The organism is Pseudomonas sp. NPDC079086 (genome assembly GCF_044542155.1).
Lineage (GTDB): Bacteria > Pseudomonadota > Gammaproteobacteria > Pseudomonadales > Pseudomonadaceae > Aquipseudomonas.
Genome location: NZ_JBITTY010000001.1, coordinates 879,106 through 897,058, shown reverse-complemented (window position 1 = coordinate 897,058; position 17,953 = coordinate 879,106). Strand labels below are relative to the sequence as shown.

The following is a 17,953-nucleotide window of genomic DNA, read 5'->3' as shown; positions in this document are numbered from 1 at the left end:
TTAACAAGGAAGCTAATTCATGAGCACTAGTGCAGCAGTAGAGAGCGGTCGCAGCGCCGCCGACCTCGGCATCCTCGACCGCATCATTGCCGAGACCAAACTGACTCCGGACGACGAAGCCTATGACATCGCCAAGCGCGGTGTATCGGCCTTTATCGAAGAGTTGCTGAAGCCGCAAAACGAAAATGAGCCAGTAAAAAAGGCCATGGTCGACCGCATGATCGCGGAGATCGACGCCAAGCTCAGCCGGCAGATGGACGAAATCCTCCACAACGCCGAGTTCCAGGCGCTGGAATCCTCCTGGCGCGGCCTCAAGTTGTTGGTGGATCGCACCAACTTCCGCGAAAACATCAAGCTGGAGATCATCAACGCCTCCAAGCAGGATCTGCTGGATGACTTCGAAGACAGCCCGGAAATCATGCAGTCCGGCCTGTACAAGCACATCTATACCGCTGAATACGGCCAGTTCGGTGGCCAGCCAGTTGGCGCCCTGATCGCCAACTACTTCTTCGACCCGAGCGCGCCTGACGTCAAAACGATGCAGTACGTCGCCAGCGTTGCTTGCATGTCGCACGCACCGTTTATCGCGGCTGCCGGGCCGAAGTTCTTCGGCCTGGAAAGCTTTACCGGCCTGCCAGACCTGAAGGATCTGAAAGATCACTTCGAAGGTCCGCAATTCGCCAAATGGCAGAGCTTCCGCGAGCAGGAAGATGCCCGCTACGTCGGCCTGACCGTACCGCGCTTCCTGCTGCGCAACCCGTACGATCCGGAAGACAACCCGGTGAAGACCTTCGTCTACAAAGAAAACGTCGCCAACAGCCACGAGCATTACCTGTGGGGCAACACCGCCTACACCTTCGCCTCCAAGCTGACCGACAGCTTCGCCAAGTTCCGCTGGTGCCCGAACATCATCGGCCCACAGAGCGGTGGCGCGGTAGAAGACCTGCCGCTGCACCACTTCGAAAGCATGGGCGAGATCGAAACCAAGATCCCGACCGAAGTACTGGTCTCCGACCGTCGTGAATACGAGCTGGCCGAAGAAGGCTTTATCGCCCTGACCATGCGCAAAGGCAGCGACAATGCCGCGTTCTTCTCCGCCAACTCGACGCAGAAGCCGAAATTCTTCGGCATCAGCGAAGAAGGCAAAACCGCTGAACTGAACTACAAGCTCGGCACCCAGCTGCCGTACATGTTCATCATCAACCGTCTGGCCCACTACCTGAAAGTGCTGCAGCGCGAGCAGATCGGCGCGTGGAAAGAACGCACCGACCTCGAACTGGAACTCAACAAGTGGATCCGTCAGTTCGTTGCCGACCAGGAAAACCCAAGCTCCGAAGTCCGTAGCCGTCGCCCACTGCGCGCCGCTCAGGTGATCGTCAGTGATGTTGATGGTGAGCCGGGCTGGTACCGCGTCAGCCTCAACGTGCGCCCGCACTTCAAATACATGGGTGCCGATTTCACCCTGTCGCTCGTCGGCAAGCTGGACAAGGAATAAGCATCCTTATGGCCGGGTACGGAAGCCTATTCGAACGCCTCGGCGGTGAAGCCAGCCAGCGTGCTGGCTGGAGCCGCGAGGTCGCCGCCATGGCGTCGGTGGCTACCCACCTGGCGAAAATGCTCAGCACCCGGGCGGGCAGCGTGCAAACGCTGCCAGACTACGGGTTGCCCGATCTCAACGATATGCGCCTGTCGCTGCACGATTCGCTGCAGCAGGCGCGTATCGCTATCGAACGTTTTATCGAAGCGTACGAGCCGCGTTTAAGCGCAGTGCGGGTGATTTCCCTGCCCCGCGACAACAATCCGCTGAGCCTGGCCTTTGCCATCGAAGGCCTGCTGGAAGTGGACGGTTTTAAACGCCAAGTCAGTTTCTCCGCGCGCCTGGACGGCAGCGGACAGGTCAAGGTTAATTAAGGAGAGCCCATGTCCGGTAAACCCGCAGCCCGCGTCAGCGACCCTACTGCCTGCCCGATTCCAGGCCACGGCACCAATCCGATTGTCGCCGGCTCCCCCGACGTGCTGTTCGACAGCCTGCCCGCTGCGCGCATGGGCGACCCCACCGGCTGCGGCAGCTCACTGGCCAGCGCGGTCATCCCCACCGTGCTGATCAACAACAAGCCAGCCACCGTGCTCGGCACCGTGGGTAGCCATGGCAATCCGGTGATTGCCGGTTCCGGCACCGTGCTGATTGGCGGTTGACCTGATACAGCCACAAGGATGAACCGCTGAGATGTCTTTTAATCACTACTACCAGAGCGAACTCACCGCCCTGCGCCAACTCGGCAAGCGCTTTGCCGAGCGCAGCCCGGCGTTGGCACCGTTTCTTGGGCAAAGCGGACGCGACCCGGATGTCGAGCGGCTGCTGGAAGGTTTTGCATTTCTCACCGGGCGCCTGCGGCAGAAGCTCGATGACGAGCTGCCGGAACTGACCCACTCGCTGATGCACCTGCTGTGGCCAAACTATATGCGCCCGCTGCCAGCGTTTAGCATGTTGCAGTTCGATCCACTCAAGCGCCCAGGCCCGGCTTTGTCCGTACCGCGCAATACACCGGTGGAATCCAAGCCGATTCAGGGCGTGACCTGCCGTTTCCGCACCGCCTACACCACTGAAGTACTGCCGCTGGCGCTCAATGGCCTGGACTATTCGGTTAAGGGCGATGGCGCTTTGCTCAGCTTGCGCCTGGGCATGACCGCTGACGGCCACCTTGGTGAACTCAACCTCAAGAAGTTGCGCCTGCACCTGGCTGGCGAGCGTTATATCAGCCAGCTGCTGTACCTCAGCCTGCTGCGCCATTTAGGCGGCGTCCAGCTGGTGCTACTCGATGCAGCGGGTAAGCCGCTGCAAGACACCCTCGGCCGCCCCTTGGATGGCCTAAACCTGCCCAACAGCAATGTGCAGCCTGTCGGGTTTGCCGAAGATGAGGCGCTGATTCCTTATCCGCTGAACACCTTCCGCGGCTATCGCTACCTGCAGGAATATTTCGCCTTTCAAGAGAAGTTCCTGTTCACCGACATCATCGGCCTGGACGTACTCAAGCGCCTGCCCGAAGACGTACTCAAGCAGGCGCGCGGCTTGGAACTGCGCTTTGACATCCACAAAGCCGGCGTACAGCGCATTCGTCCAACCCTGGATAACGTCCGGCTTTACTGCACGCCTGTGGTCAACCTGTTCGCCCACGACGCCATCCCGATTCGCCTGGACGGCAAGCAGGATCAATACCTGCTGCTGCCATCGGAGCTCGACTCCGAGCATTGCGGGGTGTTCTCGGTGGATCGCGTCACCGGCTGGAAGCCCGGCGGCAAGGGCTATGAAGAGTACGTGCCGTTTGAATCCTTCGAGCACGACGCCAGCTTCGATGTGCCTCTGGCGCGCCCGCACTACAGCGTGCGCCAGCAGCCTTCACTGCTGGGCGACGGCCTGGAAACCTACCTGAGTTTCGGCCTGCGCAACCTCGATCAGCACGAAACGCTATCCATCGAGCTGACCTGCACCAACCAGAACCTGCCGCGCCAACTGGGCCTCGGTGATATCTGCATGCCCAGTGAGGACACCCCGGAATTCCTCACCTTCCGCAATATCAGTGCCGTAACGCCGAGCTATGCACCGCCATTGCACCGCGACTTTCTCTGGAAACTGATCAGCAACATGTCGCTGAACTACCTGTCGCTGGCCAACGTCGAGGCACTCAAAGTCATTCTCGAAACCTACGACCTGCCGCGCTACTACGACCAGCATGCAGAAAAGGTCAGCAAGCGCCTGCTCGATGGTCTGAAAAGCATCAGCCACCAGCACGTCGATCGCCTGCATCGCGGCTTGCCCGTGCGTGGTGTACGTACGCAATTGACGATCAACCCCGAAGGCTATGTCGGCGAAGGCGATCTATTTCTCTTCGCCTCGGTACTCAATGAATTTTTCGCCCTGTATGCCAGCTTGAACTCGTACCACGAGCTGCGCGTACAGAGCACACAGGGAGAGGTGTACCAATGGACGCCGCGCATGGGGCAACAGCCCCTGCTCTAAACCGGCTTAGCCGGGGCATCCGCGAGTACAGCCTGTTCCAGGGTGTGCAGCTGGTGCTGGAACGCTTGCAGGCTGCTCATCCTGAACTGGATGAGGAGGCGCTGTATCAGCGACTGGAACTGCAGGCCAACCCGAGCATGGGGTTCCCCGGTAGCGATATTGATCGCGTGCAATTCTTCGAAGAGCACGGTGAGCTGCGCGCACGCCTGCGCATCAACCTGGTCAGCCTGTTCGGGGCCGGCTCACCGCTCCCTGCGTTCTACGGCGAGCAGGCACTGGGCGATAGCGAAGATGGTAACCCGACCCGCGACTTCCTCGACCTGTTCAATAACCGCCTGCAACGCCTACTGCTGCCCACCTGGCAGAAATACCGCTACCACACGCGCTTTCAGAGCGGCGCGGCCGACGCGTTCTCAGCGCACCTGTTTGCGCTGATCGGCTTAGGCGGCGAAACCATTCGCCAGGCCAAAGAGCTGAACTGGAAACGCCTACTGCCCTACCTCGGCCTGCTTAGCTTGCGCGCGCACTCGGCAGCATTGATCGAATCGGTGCTGCGTTACTACTTCAAGCATGCCGACCTGCATATCGAGCAGTGCCTGGAGCGTCAGGTGGAAATCCTCGGTGAGCAGCGCAACCGCCTCGGCCTGGCCAACAGCCAACTCGGAGAAAGCCTGGTGCTCGGCGAGTTCGTGCGTGACCGCGGCGGCAAGTTCCGCATCCATGTACGCCAGTTGAACTGGGATCGCTTCCATGAGTTTCTGCCCATTGGCAGCGGCTACCAACCGCTCTGCGCGCTGGTGCGCTTCACCCTGCGCGACCCGCTGGACTACGACATCCGCCTGGAACTGCGCCAGGACGAAATACGCGAATTGCGCCTCGGCGCGGACAACCCCTGCCTGCTGGGCTGGACTACTTGGCTGGGGCGTGACAACGCCGACGGCGTGGTCACCCTCGGCAGCAAAGCTCATTAAGGATTGATGAAGATGATCAACGTCGATTTACAGCAACTGGTGCAAGCCCTCGACGCCGCCAGCAAACATGACCTGGAAACCGCTGCCGAACGCTGTGTCGTGCGCGGCGGCAGCAAGATTCTCGTCGAAGACCTGCTGCTCGGCCTGCTGGAGCGCCCCGAAGGTTTGCTCAGCCGCGCCCTGCAGGATGCCGAAGTAGATGCTGGCGAGCTGTCCCGCGCGCTGCAACCGCGCGGCGAACACAGCGAATCGCGCAACCCGGTATTTGCCACGGAACTGGTGCAATGGCTGCAGGACGCCCTGCTGGTCGCCAGCCTGGAACTCGGCCAGAGCCAGGTCGATGAAGCCGCGCTGATCCTTGCCCTGCTGCGCAACCCGATGCGCTATGCCGGCAGCCACTACCAGCCATTGCTGGCCAAGCTGAATGCCGAGCGCCTGCGCGAATTTGCCATGGCTCAGCAGCCGCAAACCGCCGCCGGCAAACCGGCTGCCGGTGGCGAGTCGAACCTGTCGCGCTTCACCCATAACTTCACCCAGCAAGCACGCGACGGCAAGCTTGACCCGGTGCTGTGTCGTGACGGCGCAATCCGCCAGATGATCGACATCCTCGCGCGCCGGCGCAAAAGCAACCCGATCGTGGTCGGTGAAGCTGGTGTTGGTAAAACCGCCATCGTCGAAGGACTGGCCCTGCGTATCGCTGCCGGCGAAGTGCCGGATGCACTCAAAGGTGTCGAACTGCTGTGCCTGGACCTCGGCTTGCTGCAAGCCGGTGCCAGCGTTAAAGGTGAGTTCGAGCGCCGCCTGCAGGGCGTGATCGATGAGGTCAAAGGCTCGCCCAAGCCGATCATCCTGTTTATCGATGAAGCCCACACCCTGATCGGTGCCGGTGGTCAGGCCGGCGGCGGCGATGCAGCCAACCTGCTCAAGCCCGCATTGGCGCGTGGCGAGTTGCGCACCATCGCCGCCACCACCTGGAGCGAATACAAAAAGTACTTCGAGAAGGACCCAGCCCTGGCCCGTCGCTTCCAGCCCGTGCAACTGCACGAGCCAACAGTCGAAGAGGCCGTGACCATTCTCCGTGGTCTGGCTCCGGTGTATGAGAAGAGCCACGGCATCTACCTGCGCGACGACGCCGTTGCCGCTGCTGCCGAATTGTCGGCCCGCTACCTGGCCGGCCGGCAACTGCCGGACAAAGCCGTCGATGTGCTCGATACCGCCTGCGCGCGGGTACGCATCAGCCTGGCTGCTGCACCGGAGGCACTGGAGCGTCTGCGCGGTGAAATTGCTGAAGGCGAACGGCAAAGCGAAGCCATGGGCCGCGACAAACAAGCCGGCTTGCAGATCGACAGCGAAATCCTCGAACAGCTCGAAGCGCGCCTCAGCCAGGCCCGCGCTGAACTTGAGCAAATCGAAACCCGCTGGTCGGTGCAGCGCGAACTGGCCGAGCGCTTGCTGGAGCTACGTAAGCAATGTGCGATGGCGCGCCAGGCCTCAACCGAGGAGCAAGACGACGCTGAGCCGGAATACGATTTGGCACAACTGGAAGCCGAACTACGCGAAATCCAGGCTGAACTGGCGACGGCCCAAGCCCATGAGCGCCTGGTTAGCTTCGAAGTGTGCCCACGTCTGGTTGCCGAAGTCATCAGCCACTGGACCGGCGTACCACTGAGCCAGCTGGCCCGCGAACACAACAGCAAGGTGCTTAGCTTTGCCAGCGACCTCGGCCTGCGCGTACGCGGTCAGGAGCAAGCCATCGCCGCCCTGGACCGTTCGATGCGCGCCACCGCTGCCGGCCTCAATCGCGCCGATGCACCGGTCGGGGTATTCCTGCTGGTCGGCCCCAGCGGCGTCGGTAAAACCGAAACCGCCCTGGCCCTGGCCGATCTGCTGTACGGCGGCGAGCGCTTCCTCACCACCATCAACATGTCCGAGTTCCAGGAGAAGCACACCGTCTCCCGACTGATCGGTGCACCGCCCGGTTACGTGGGTTATGGCGAAGGCGGCATGCTCACCGAAGCCGTACGGCAAAAACCCTACTCCGTAGTGCTGCTCGACGAAGTGGAAAAAGCCGACCCGGATGTGATGAACGTGTTCTATCAGATCTTCGACAAGGGTGTGGCCAACGACGGCGAAGGTCGCGAGATCAACTTCCGCAACACACTGATCCTGATGACCAGCAACCTCGCCAGCGAGCGCATCGCCAGCCTCTGCCAGGGTGGCCAGCGCCCGGATGCGGAAGCCCTGGAGCAAGCGATTCGCCCAACCCTGACTCAGCACTTCAAGCCGGCGCTGCTCGGCCGCATGCGCGTGGTGCCGTACTACCCGATCAATGGCGAAGTGCTCAACGAACTGGTCGGCCTCAAGCTGGAGCGCTTCGCTGAGCGCCTGCAACGTCGCCAATTGCAGTTCAGCTACGCGCCTGCCCTGTTGGAGAATCTGGCAGAGCGCTGCAGCCACAGCGACAGCGGCGCACGCCTGATCGATCACCTGATTGACCAACACCTGCAACCGCTGGTGGTCGACCGCCTGCTCGACGCCATGGCCAGCGGCGAAAGCCTGCAACGCGTACACGCCACCCTGGACGGCGAAGGATCGGTGGTCTGTGAGTTCGCTTAACGTGTCGCTGATGTTCAGCCAGGTGCCGCAGCCGCTGCGCTATGCCGAAGCACTGTTACAACGCTTCGCCACGCTGGCGCGCGCGTCCAATAGCGATGCCCTGCTCGGCGGCCTGGTGGAAAGCGCCGCGCAGCTTTCGGGCAGCGAACTGAGCCAGCTGTATCTGCTCGACGATACCCACACACGCCTGACGCTGTCCGCCGAATGGCAGGACGGCCTGCTGCAGCCGCGCGCAAACGCCAGCCTGTCCAGCGACTACGACGGCGAACAGCTGCTGCAGTACTGCCTGTGCCAAAACCAAACATTGAGTCTCAATGAGCTGGACAGCAGCCTGCACCAGACCGGCTTCCTACCCGAAGCGCAAAAACCCTGGCGCAGCTTGTTGTGTCAGCCGCTGCTCAACGAACAGAAGCAGGTCAACGGCCTGCTGCTGATCGCCAGCCAGCGTGCCCGTGATCTGCAAGGCTTTGCCGACTCGCTCGGGCACTTGGGCAGTTTCGTCATCGCCCAGTTACATCTGCTACAGCGCCTGCGCTCTCCGAGCGACGAGCAGCCGGTCGCTGTCGTCAACACGCCCTGCGCCAGCGGCTATGGCCTGATTGGCGACAGCCCAGCGATGCGCAGCGTCTACCAGCTGATCAGCAAAGTGCTGCATAACCCCGTCAGCGTATTGCTGGCGGGTGAAACCGGCACCGGTAAGGAGCTGGTAGCCCGCGCCATTCACGATTGCGGCTTCCGCCGCAGCAAAGCCTTTGTGGTGCAGAACTGCGCGTCGTTGCCAGAGAACCTGCTGGAAAGTGAACTGTTCGGTTATCGCAAAGGCGCCTTCAGCGGCGCTGATCGCGACCATCAGGGCCTGTTTGATGCAGCCGATGGCGGCACGCTGTTCCTCGATGAAATCGGCGACATGCCACTCAGCCTGCAAGCCAAACTGCTGCGCGTGTTGCAGGAAGGCGAAGTGCGCCCGCTGGGCTCAACCAGCACGCACAAAGTCGATGTGCGCATCGTCTCGGCCACTCACCACAACCTGCGCAGCCTGGTCGAAGAAGGTCGTTTCCGTGAAGACCTGTACTACCGCTTGGCGCAGTTCCCTATCGAGCTGCCGGCCCTGCGCGAACGTGAGCAAGATATTCTCACCCTGGCCCGGCACTTTGCCGACAAGGCCAGTGCCTTCCTGCAGCGCAACCCTTGCCGTTGGGCCGACCGCACGCTGGACCAACTGGCCAGCTACGCCTTCCCCGGTAACGTGCGTGAACTCAAAGGCATGGTCGAACGTGCGGTGCTGTTGTGCGAAGGCGGCGAGCTGCTGCCCGAGTACTTCAATCTGCGTCAGGACAGCAGCCCGGATGACAGTGGTATGAACCTGCGCGAACGCATGGAGCGCGTCGAGCGCAGCCTGCTGCTCGACTGCCTGCGCAAAAACCGTGGCAACCAGACCAGCGCCGCCTGCGAACTGGGCCTGCCGCGCCGCACCCTGCTGTACCGCATGCAGCGGCTGAGTATCAGCCCGGCTGACGTGTAAGGCTTAAGGAGAAGAGCATGTTCAACGCCGCCAATCAGAGTTACGTCAATCCCGTCAGCGCTGTGCTTGTCCAGCCGCAACGTGGTCATGTAGGAGTCTTCGCGTGAAACCTACTCCAGCGAACGCAACCGCTCTCGGCGAACATTTCTATCTGTTCCAGAAGTCCTCTGGGCAGCCAAGCAAGAAACTGATCATCACCAGCCATGGCGCTTACATGCCTGGTATGCACTTGAACGTGCCCGCCAACACCTCGCTGGTGTTTTATGGCCCGGACGGTAAAACTCTGCAAGACCCCGGCCTGGGCAAGGTGATGCGCGGTGAAATCGCGCCGCACGAACAGAAAGGGCCGGGGGAATCCACACGGAACTACCTGGTTTCCAAGTACAGCGACGACCAGTACTCGAGCATTGCCTACGGTGCCAAGCTCGAAGGCGTCGACATCCTCACCGTGCGCAACCGCAAAACCCCGACTCTGTTGTTGCAGAACAGCACCATCGCGCTGAGCGATGTATTCAGCGAGTTGAGCAAACACGGCCTGCAGTACGACGAAATCCACTGTGTGTTTTGCCGTAATTTTCTCTTTCACCCCAAGCCCGCAACCCATATTGCTCCGGCCGCGACGACCCAGCCGCCGACTGAGGCTGTTACAGCCAATGCCAGAAACAGTGCGGTATCGACCTCAGCAGTCGTTCGCGCCTTGACCGGCAACGCCGCCAACCTTGCCACAAGCCTGGCGCCAAACCGCTTTACCCTGGCCATCGACGGTCTCGGCCACGATCTGCAAGTGCTTGAATTTAAAGGCCGTGAGGCCATCAGCCAACCCTTTGCATTCGAACTCGAGCTGATCAGTGAACGCCCTGACCTTGATCTGGAAAGCCTGCTACATCAGCCAGCCTTTCTAGAGTTCACAGCCGATAGCGGCGGCATTCATGGCCTGGTTTATCGCGTTGCCCAAGGTGACTCCGGCCATCGTCTGACTCGCTATCACATCACCCTGCGCCCGCAGCTGGCGTACCTGGCACACCGCATCAACCAGCGCATCTTTCAGCACCTGACGGTAGAAAAGATCATCAGCCAAGTGCTCGAAGAACATGGCATCCAAAGCAACGCTTATAAGTTCGAGTTCGGCCAGATCGTCTACCCGGAACGCGAATACTGCGTGCAGTACGACGAGTCCGACCTGCACTTTATCCAGCGCCTGTGCGAGGAAGAAGGCATTCATTACCACTTCCAGCACAGCGAGCAAGGCCATGTACTGGTCTTCGGTGATGACCAAACCGTCTTCCCCAAACTCGCGCCAACGGCCTACCAGCAGGACACAGGCCTGGTGGCCGATGAACCGGTGGTCAAGCGCTTCGCCTTACGCCTGGAAACCCGCACCAGCCGCGTAACCCGCCGCGACTACGACTTCGAAAAACCCAAGTTGTTGATGGAAGCTGCTTTTACCAGTGAGTTCAGCCCCGACCTGGAAGACTACGATTACCCCGGCCGCTTTGTTGAGCGTGAACGTGGCAAACACCTGGCCAAGCGCAACCTCGAACGTCATCGCAGCGATTACGAATTAGCCCAGGGTGAAAGCGACCAGCCGCTGCTGCTCAGCGGCCACTATCTCAACCTCAGCGACCACCCGCGTAGCGACTGGAACCAGCTGTGGCTGCTGACGGAAATCCACCACGAGGGCAAACAGCCTCAGGTGCTGGAAGAGTCCGTCACCAGTGACACCCAAGCCAGCGACGGCTTCCAACAGGGCTACCGCAACCGCTTCAGCGCCACGCCGTGGGACGTGCTGCATCGCCCCGCACTTAAGCATCCAAAACCCAAAGTGCTGGGCAGCCAAACCGCCGTGGTCACCGGGCCGCAAGGTGAAGAAATTCACTGCGACCAATACGGCCGGGTCAAAGTGCAATTCCACTGGGACCGTGAAGGCCAAGCCAATGACACCACCAGTTGCTGGCTGCGCGTCAGCTCCAGTTGGGCTGGCGACCGCTATGGCGCGATTGCCATCCCGCGCATCGGTATGGAAGTGCTGGTGACCTTCCTCGAAGGCGATCCTGATCAGCCCCTTGTCACCGGCTGCCTGTACCACGCCGAACACGTGGTGCCTTACGAACTGCCTGCCAACAAAACCCGCAGCCTGTTCAAAACCCTGAGCAGCCCAGGTGGTGGCGGTTATAACGAACTGCGCATCGAAGACAAGAAAGGTGCCGAGCAGATCTACCTGCACGCCGAGCGCGACTGGGACGAGAACATCGAGCACGACCAGAAAATCCGCGTGGGTAACGAGCGCCACGATACGGTCGAAGCCAACAGCTACAGCGAGTTCCAGGCCGAAGAACACCGCACCACCCACGCCGACCGCAAAGTGGAAACCCGCAGCAACGACCACCTCACCGTCGGGCAAAAACAGCATGTTAAAGTCGGCACCGGCCAATTCGTCGAAACCGGCAACGAAATCCACTACTACGCGGGCAGCAAAGTGGTGATCGACGCCGGCATGGAACTCACCGCCAGCGGCGGCGGTAGCTTCCTCAAACTCGACCCCAGCGGCGTCACCCTCAGCGGCGCAACCATCAAGATGAACTCCGGTGGTGCACCGGGCGTGGGGACTGGGATCGGCATTGTGCTGCCGATTATTCCGGGGGCGGCGGATGCGGATAAAGCTGGGGAGCTACTGCAACCGATAGCCCCAGGGGCCTTTATCCTCAGTACCCACCGCAGCCAGCCGCTCATTTCACGTTGTGGCAAGCAAAGTAACGGCGCCTGTAGCCGTAAGGATTGCCCATGCATACGTGGCTAACAACGCTTGAAGACCTGCCCCAGTCCACACCTGAAGAGTGGCACGCAGAGGGTCAGGTGTACTTCATCCTAGATCGGGTGCTCCACCCCCAGGCGCTGGAAAAGCTCTATCAGGCAGAAGGCGCTATCGAAACTCGCATGCTCTTCCAGAGCAGCGATTATGCAGCCTTAATCGATAGCAGCCCTGTCTGGATTTCGGCCCAAGCCAATAGCCAGGCCGAGAGTCTGGCCGCTCAGCTTTGCCATGACCGACTGTCTGGCATAGCCATCCAGTCCAACCAAACGGCAGAGGATGCCTTCAGTCATGCGCAATCGCTGCTGACTGTAAACAGCACAACCCACGGCGAAAGCCTCTGCCGGTTTTACGACCCTCGGCTGTGGAGCGCACTGGCTTTATCGTTTGACGAAAATAACCAAGCAAACCTCTTCGGACCATGGAGCCACGTGTTTACACCCGGCAACACGCTTATCGGTTCAGAGAACTCTTGGCTGCAATGGCAACGCCCACAAACAACGCAAGCTGCCACCACTCAACAACTGACGCTGGGGAGCCATGAACTGCAGCTGCACCAGGAAGTCCGTTGGCTCTATTGGTTGTCACACCACACAACAGCATTTGCAAACCCGCTTAGCCAAGCGGAAATCCGCAGAGTTATCAACAACCTGCAACTGCTGAGCACTCACGGAGTCGATGAGGCTAGACACTTACAACGCTTGCTACTGCTGCTGAATAAACAGCCGCTGCAGGAGCAAGACACAACTATGTCGATTCTGCGCAGTGATCTGCCCCTACTCCAGAAACTCGAAAAATTGGAAACGCTGACATGACAGGAACGTCCACTTCCCCAGCGAACAGCTGCAAAGCCAACCCAATTCCCTTGCCGCAGATCGCCCGCGGAATAACGGCCGACCAAAGTGTGTTCTCCGACGACGCAGCCCCAGCATGCTCGCCGAAAGCCTTTGCTGATATCGCCTATGTCACCGGCCAACGCAAATTCTGGTTGCTACCTGAACGCTTGCAAACGCTACTGATCGAGTGCTCCAACGAGCTGAGTGCCTCAGCCGTGCTGAAGGATCGCGATGCGCGCAACCAAGCCCTTGCCGAGCATGGTCTGCATGAACCGTTTATCCCAATCGATGCGTATGTTTTCCTCAGCCCAGAAGACCAGCAGCACTATGACGCCATCGAAGAAGAGATACGCAGCCTAAAAGAACAGATTGCAGCCGATGAACCCCGCGTGTTGCAGCGTTACGATGCGGCCGAGCAAAAAGTGCTGAGCCAACGCGGCATTAACGCCCAGAAACCCTACCTGGCAGAACTCAGAGACGCGCGCGCCGAGTTACACAGCGCACTACGTGATCGCCGTGAACGTTTGCGCAAGCTGCACCTCAAGCGCGGCAAGCTGCGCAGCAAAGGCTACAGCATCGCCAAGGGCATCGGTTTTCATATCGAAAACGAGAAAATGTATGGCCTGCGTGAAGTTCAAGTGCGCGAAGCGCTGCAGGCCTACAACAGCTTTATGGCGAAAGTCAGGGGTATCGACTTCACCGAATACAACCGCCTCACCAATGAATATCAGCCTGTCTGGGATGTACTCAACGCCTACCGCAAGGTCATTGAGTCGTGCCAGAGCGGCGCACTGGATTGTAAGGCACTGGAAGACTTTCGCGCGCGCTACGACTACCTCGTCGAGTACCGCCTAGGTGGCTATATCGAGCCCATCATCGCCCTTGCGAACCTAGGTATCGCGACACCAGAGTTCGCCCTGTGTAGCAATAGCGATATGGCCAGCGGCCTGAAGGAATACAAGGATTACCTTGAGGCCTACAAGAAGAAGCAACAGGTCATCAACGACGCCGAAGAACGCTTCGATGCATTCGTCAAAGCCACAGGTGGCTACTCACCGCCCCCCTCCGAACTATTAAGTAAACAGCGGGCAAAAATTGCCGAGCTACAGCCCATTCTCGACCGGCTACGACAGCAAGCGGATGCCAACATGCAGCGCATGCGTCCAACGCGTCAGTTGCTGTGGGACACCCACAGCTACGAAATGCGCAATCAGGACAGTGTCTGTAATGACGACATCCCCTTACGCGAGTTCTCCCTTGCCTCCATAACGCGTCCACTGGCCCACCTCAGCCTGTATGACCTGGCCAACAAAAGTGACCCTGAACTGGCCGCGACCCTTAAAAAGGATCACGCACGCACCGCACGCTTCGCCTCACTCTATCGAGCCGACCCGGACGCCATCTTTTCTGCGTTTCTTGAACGCCAGGGCGCGATCCCTCTTGAAGAACAAGACCCAAGATGGTTCGACAAGAACGGCCTGTTTATCGCCGATGATTTCTTTAACTACCTGCAAGAAAGTGGCTGGCAGGTAAAAAGCCTGGAAAGCCAGGCAGCAACCTGGGGCAAGAAGCTCTTACAAATGATTTTCGAGGACTCGACCCGGCAACAACTGTGGCTGTTCGACACCTCCTATCAAGCCCAGTTTGTCCGCCTGTTGGGGATGGATGCCAGCGAAGTCAACGTTAACGCGGTTGTCCGCACGGCATCACCGCAAGTAATTCCCGCAGCCGAGCTGGATGCTCTGACCACCCGCACGGAGTGGATGGAAACTTCCTCATCTGTTGAGGCATCCGGCATCGACGACTCCCCGAAGATTCTCAAGGAGCGCACCCTGGCATCCGCGGCCCTCGGCATGACCGTCGATATTGGCCGCGGCGAAGTCGACTTGGTGAACATCGAAATACCTAAAAAAGCGCAAGCCTCTGCCATCACGTTGCGCTTCAACACACCAGAGGGCACCGAAGCCAGCCAACCCATCGGGCATTTCTACCTGAGCTACAGCGTGGTCGCCTGGGGTTTTGCCGGGGTCAGTCTGATGCTCGCCCGCGAAGTCGTACTGGAAGTTGATAACAATGGTCGCCCCAGTATCAGCGGGGTGGATTTCGGCCAGCGCGAAGGGCAAGCCGCCAGCCTCAAACTGTTTGCCGGCGCCCAGGTCGGCTGCACCATCAAAGGTGGCCTGCACTGGAAACCACCACTGGATGCGTTAATCCTCAGCCCAAACTTGGATGACAAGAAAGAAGCCAGCTGGCAAACACTTAGCGCCTTTATGGCAGAGGGCTCCTTGGGGGTCGGCATTGGCCGTGAGTTCGACTTCCGTGTGGGGCTTATTGGCGGCAAGCTGATGTTCAGCATTAAGGCCTCAGTGTTCTTCGGCCCAGGAGCCAAAGGCGCCTACAGCTTCGAGCTGGACTATCAAGGCATTAAACAACTGCTGATGCTGTATCGCCGGGTGCTGATGCGTAACAACTTCCGCCGTATCGACTGGATCGATGAAAACGCCTTCACCTACCTCAGCAAAATAACCTTGTTCGGCACCCTTACCCTCGCCAACGTCTCCGAATTTAGTGCGTTATTGTTAACCAAACTCGACTCACTGATTGATGAAGTGGTCGGCAACCCCAGTAAACGCGCCGGACAAATCGCCTACACCATCGTTAACGAGATGCGCCAGGAATCCATGGCACAGTGGTTTTTGGGTATGCCCCCGGAAACGCTGGGGCCGTTGCTTTATACGCTGAGCAGCGAGCCCCGTGGTTTCGATATACAGAGTGATGGGCAAACAGAACCCGATACATATTCGACCCAGCAAGCAAGTGACTTCCAGCAAATCGCCATCGCTCGCTGCTTGGAATGGACAGCCGGTAATGCTAGCGGAAAGCGCTTTAGTGAACTTGACCCAAACCCGGCACAAGTACTTTTTCAAAAAGCGCTTGAGCGGATGAGTATTGATGCGAGCCACTCTGATGACAAACTTGTGGAGGCTAAAGAAAATTTATCCGCACTAGAAGAATTTATGCGTAACCCCGGTAAAAGCTTGGAAGCATTAACCAGCCAAGCCAATTTCAAACAGTTAAAAACAGCACTAACACTTCACCTAAAAACTTCGTTCGACATACTTAAGACAAATAGAGATCGAAATGCGCCATAAACTTTTCCGGTTCATAATGCTAAGCGCAATTTGCTTATCAGCGATTGCCGCCCAAGAAAACGCTGACTTAAGTAGAGGTTTCACGTTATACAACCAACACGACTGGATTAACTCACAAGATCCGCTTAGAAATGCAGCTAAAATCGGAAACAGTGAAGCGCAGTATTATTTAGCAGAAACCTTGAGACTTTCTAATCGCTATATGACGGAAGAGTCTCAGAAATGGTATGAAGTTGCAGCCGAACAGAACGACCTCTTTGCGATGATACGCCTTTCAAAGAGCGATGATCTCTGCGGGGCACTACAAGTCAGCTGTAAAAAAGATCGAGCCTATTGGAAGAGTAGGGCCAAAGACCTAGCACAGGAACAGGCACAGAGCGGAAATAATGTAGCTATGCATGCCCTCTACTATCTAACGGGCGACAGAGACTGGTTAAAAAAGGCTGCAGACGCCGGCAATCATGAAGCTGGATATTTTCTCGCTGACTTAATACTGAGCGAAACGAGGAAACAAGAAACAGGAAAAACGAAATTAACCCGTGAGGGCGAAAAAATTCTCAGAAAGTCAGCAGAGGAAGGCAACCCCAAAGCTATGTCGCTTCTTTCGTTAAGACTAAATAGAGCAGGAAACTATATTGAATCGAAAAAATGGTTAGAGAAGTGTTTATTAACCAGTCATGCCGATTGTGTGTTGGCACTAGAAACAATTCACAAAGGTCGAACTGACATATATCAAAACCCCGAGTACACGCCCAATAAGGCTATCGCGTATGGCTTACTACTTTTCAGGCGAGATGCGCTAGGTAAAGCAAAGACTAGCTGGATACTCGACACATTCGAAGACGAGCTAACTTCCGAACAAAAGGCCGAGGGGGAGAAGTTTTTCCATAAATGGAAGAAAACTCATCCACCACTTTCATTCCACGTCCCAAAGCTTGGCTTCTAGGTAAAAAGGCACAAATGATTATGTTGTCGCGAGTCTTTTTACTTACCGCACTTCTATTCGCCAATATTTCGAACGCCGACGCATTGGCAAAAGAACAGTTCGCAAAAGGATTTACGCTGTACAACCAGCATGATTGGATTAACTCACAAGAGCCACTTAGAACTGCAGCCAAAGCCGGTATCAGTGAAGCGCAATATTATTTAGCCGAGGCGCTACGACTTTCCAATCGCTATATGACAGAAGAATCTCAAAAGTGGTATGAGGCCGCTGCAGAACAAGATGATCTATTTGCAATGATACGGCTTTTGGACAACGACGATCTTTGTGGAATATTGCAAGAGAACTGTAAGAAAGATCGTATGTATTGGAAAAAAAGAGCTCAGTCGTTAGCTCAAGAACAAGCCACGAGCGGAAATAATGTTGCAATGCATGCTATGTACTACCTGTCAGGCAATAGGGACTGGCTAGTAAAAGCTGCCAACGCAGGAAACTACGAAGCAGAATACTTCCTTGTAGATTTAATGCTAAGTGATACAAGAGATAAAAAAACAGGAAGATCAACACTCCAACCTGAAGCAGAAAAATATCTTAAAGCATCTGCCGAAGGTGGAAATCCAAAAGCTATGAGTCTTTACGCCACAATCTTGAATGAAAATGGCGAATACAAAGAATCAAGGAAATGGCTCGAAAAATGTCTTTTAACCAGCCATAACAATTGTGTACTGCTACTCGAGCACATACACAAACAGCTATATACGGACTTCAATAACCTCGGATATAAACCAGATAAATCCATCGCATATGGGTTACTACTTTTTAGACGTGACGCCCTAGGCAAAGCTAAAACCAGCAGTATGTTTGACACATTTGAGGATGAACTAACTGCCGAGCAAAAGGCTGAGGGCGAAAAGTTTTTCCATGAATGGAAGAAAACTCACCCTCCACTTTCATTCCACGTCCCCAAGCTTGGCTTTTAATATCTAACCTGCTGATGGGAAGGCAATATTAATAAAGCATTAATGCATGTTTTTATTAACAACGGACTACCAGCAACAAACGATGAAATTTGGTCACTTAAATCTG

At 57.4% G+C, this 17,953-nt stretch carries 12 protein-coding genes and 1 pseudogene; all 13 read left to right on the top strand.

What is annotated here, in order from left to right; genetic code table 11:
- Positions 1 to 19 precede the first annotated feature (19 nt).
- Positions 20 to 1,495, top strand: a complete 1,476-nt coding sequence (gene tssC / locus ACIGEK_RS04285; RefSeq protein ID WP_397492106.1) for a type VI secretion system contractile sheath large subunit — start codon at positions 20 to 22, stop codon at positions 1,493 to 1,495.
- An 8-nt stretch (positions 1,496 to 1,503) separates the two neighbouring features.
- Entirely contained in the window at positions 1,504 to 1,911 is a 408-nt protein-coding gene (tssE, locus tag ACIGEK_RS04280; RefSeq protein ID WP_256053612.1) for a type VI secretion system baseplate subunit TssE, read from the top strand.
- Between the two features lie 9 nt (positions 1,912 to 1,920).
- Positions 1,921 to 2,196: a PAAR domain-containing protein gene (locus ACIGEK_RS04275; protein ID WP_397492105.1), complete on the top strand. Its 276-nt coding sequence runs from the start codon at positions 1,921 to 1,923 to the stop codon at positions 2,194 to 2,196.
- A 31-nt stretch (positions 2,197 to 2,227) separates the two neighbouring features.
- Positions 2,228 to 4,018, top strand: a complete 1,791-nt coding sequence (tssF, locus tag ACIGEK_RS04270) for a type VI secretion system baseplate subunit TssF (RefSeq protein WP_397492104.1) — start codon at positions 2,228 to 2,230, stop codon at positions 4,016 to 4,018.
- Positions 3,982 to 4,989 carry a type VI secretion system baseplate subunit TssG gene (gene tssG / locus ACIGEK_RS04265; protein ID WP_397492103.1) on the top strand — a complete coding sequence of 336 codons (1,008 nt, stop codon included), beginning with the start codon at positions 3,982 to 3,984 and terminating at the stop codon, positions 4,987 to 4,989. The genes tssF and tssG overlap by 37 nt, the downstream gene beginning before the upstream one ends.
- Before the next feature lie 6 nt (positions 4,990 to 4,995).
- Positions 4,996 to 7,605, top strand: coding sequence for a type VI secretion system ATPase TssH (gene tssH, locus ACIGEK_RS04260; protein WP_397492102.1), 2,610 nt, complete (start codon positions 4,996 to 4,998; stop codon positions 7,603 to 7,605).
- Between the two features lie 10 nt (positions 7,606 to 7,615).
- Positions 7,616 to 9,127, top strand: a complete 1,512-nt coding sequence (locus ACIGEK_RS04255; RefSeq protein WP_397493080.1) for a sigma-54 interaction domain-containing protein — start codon at positions 7,616 to 7,618, stop codon at positions 9,125 to 9,127.
- A 103-nt stretch (positions 9,128 to 9,230) separates the two neighbouring features.
- Positions 9,231 to 9,689: pseudogene (locus tag ACIGEK_RS04250) on the top strand (putative adhesin); the annotation flags it as partial.
- A 168-nt stretch (positions 9,690 to 9,857) separates the two neighbouring features.
- Positions 9,858 to 11,924 (top strand): type VI secretion system tip protein VgrG, encoded by a 2,067-nt coding sequence (locus ACIGEK_RS04245; protein WP_397493079.1) that lies wholly within the window; start codon positions 9,858 to 9,860, stop codon positions 11,922 to 11,924.
- Positions 11,909 to 12,751, top strand: coding sequence for a DUF4123 domain-containing protein (locus ACIGEK_RS04240; RefSeq protein ID WP_397492101.1), 843 nt, complete (start codon positions 11,909 to 11,911; stop codon positions 12,749 to 12,751). The genes ACIGEK_RS04245 and ACIGEK_RS04240 overlap by 16 nt, the downstream gene beginning before the upstream one ends.
- Positions 12,748 to 15,924: a hypothetical protein gene (locus tag ACIGEK_RS04235; protein ID WP_397492100.1), complete on the top strand. Its 3,177-nt coding sequence runs from the start codon at positions 12,748 to 12,750 to the stop codon at positions 15,922 to 15,924. The genes ACIGEK_RS04240 and ACIGEK_RS04235 overlap by 4 nt, the downstream gene beginning before the upstream one ends.
- Positions 15,914 to 16,870 (top strand): tetratricopeptide repeat protein, encoded by a 957-nt coding sequence (locus ACIGEK_RS04230; RefSeq protein ID WP_397492098.1) that lies wholly within the window; start codon positions 15,914 to 15,916, stop codon positions 16,868 to 16,870. The genes ACIGEK_RS04235 and ACIGEK_RS04230 overlap by 11 nt, the downstream gene beginning before the upstream one ends.
- Positions 16,816 to 17,847, top strand: coding sequence for a tetratricopeptide repeat protein (locus ACIGEK_RS04225; RefSeq protein WP_397492097.1), 1,032 nt, complete (start codon positions 16,816 to 16,818; stop codon positions 17,845 to 17,847). The genes ACIGEK_RS04230 and ACIGEK_RS04225 overlap by 55 nt, the downstream gene beginning before the upstream one ends.
- Positions 17,848 to 17,953 lie beyond the last annotated feature (106 nt).

Excerpts from the sequence above, each read along its gene's own strand:
- tssC (WP_397492106.1), top strand. The coding sequence starts at position 20 with ATGAGCACTAGTGCAGCAGTAGAGAGCGGTCGCAGCGCCGCCGACCTC.
- tssE (WP_256053612.1), top strand. The coding sequence starts at position 1,504 with ATGGCCGGGTACGGAAGCCTATTCGAACGCCTCGGCGGTGAAGCCAGC.
- ACIGEK_RS04275 (WP_397492105.1), top strand. The coding sequence starts at position 1,921 with ATGTCCGGTAAACCCGCAGCCCGCGTCAGCGACCCTACTGCCTGCCCG.
- tssF (WP_397492104.1), top strand. The coding sequence starts at position 2,228 with ATGTCTTTTAATCACTACTACCAGAGCGAACTCACCGCCCTGCGCCAA.
- tssG (WP_397492103.1), top strand. The coding sequence starts at position 3,982 with ATGGACGCCGCGCATGGGGCAACAGCCCCTGCTCTAAACCGGCTTAGC.
- tssH (WP_397492102.1), top strand. The coding sequence starts at position 4,996 with ATGAAGATGATCAACGTCGATTTACAGCAACTGGTGCAAGCCCTCGAC.
- ACIGEK_RS04255 (WP_397493080.1), top strand. The coding sequence starts at position 7,616 with ATGTTCAGCCAGGTGCCGCAGCCGCTGCGCTATGCCGAAGCACTGTTA.
- ACIGEK_RS04240 (WP_397492101.1), top strand. The coding sequence starts at position 11,909 with ATGCATACGTGGCTAACAACGCTTGAAGACCTGCCCCAGTCCACACCT.
- ACIGEK_RS04235 (WP_397492100.1), top strand. The coding sequence starts at position 12,748 with ATGACAGGAACGTCCACTTCCCCAGCGAACAGCTGCAAAGCCAACCCA.
- ACIGEK_RS04230 (WP_397492098.1), top strand. The coding sequence starts at position 15,914 with ATGCGCCATAAACTTTTCCGGTTCATAATGCTAAGCGCAATTTGCTTA.
- ACIGEK_RS04225 (WP_397492097.1), top strand. The coding sequence starts at position 16,816 with ATGGAAGAAAACTCATCCACCACTTTCATTCCACGTCCCAAAGCTTGG.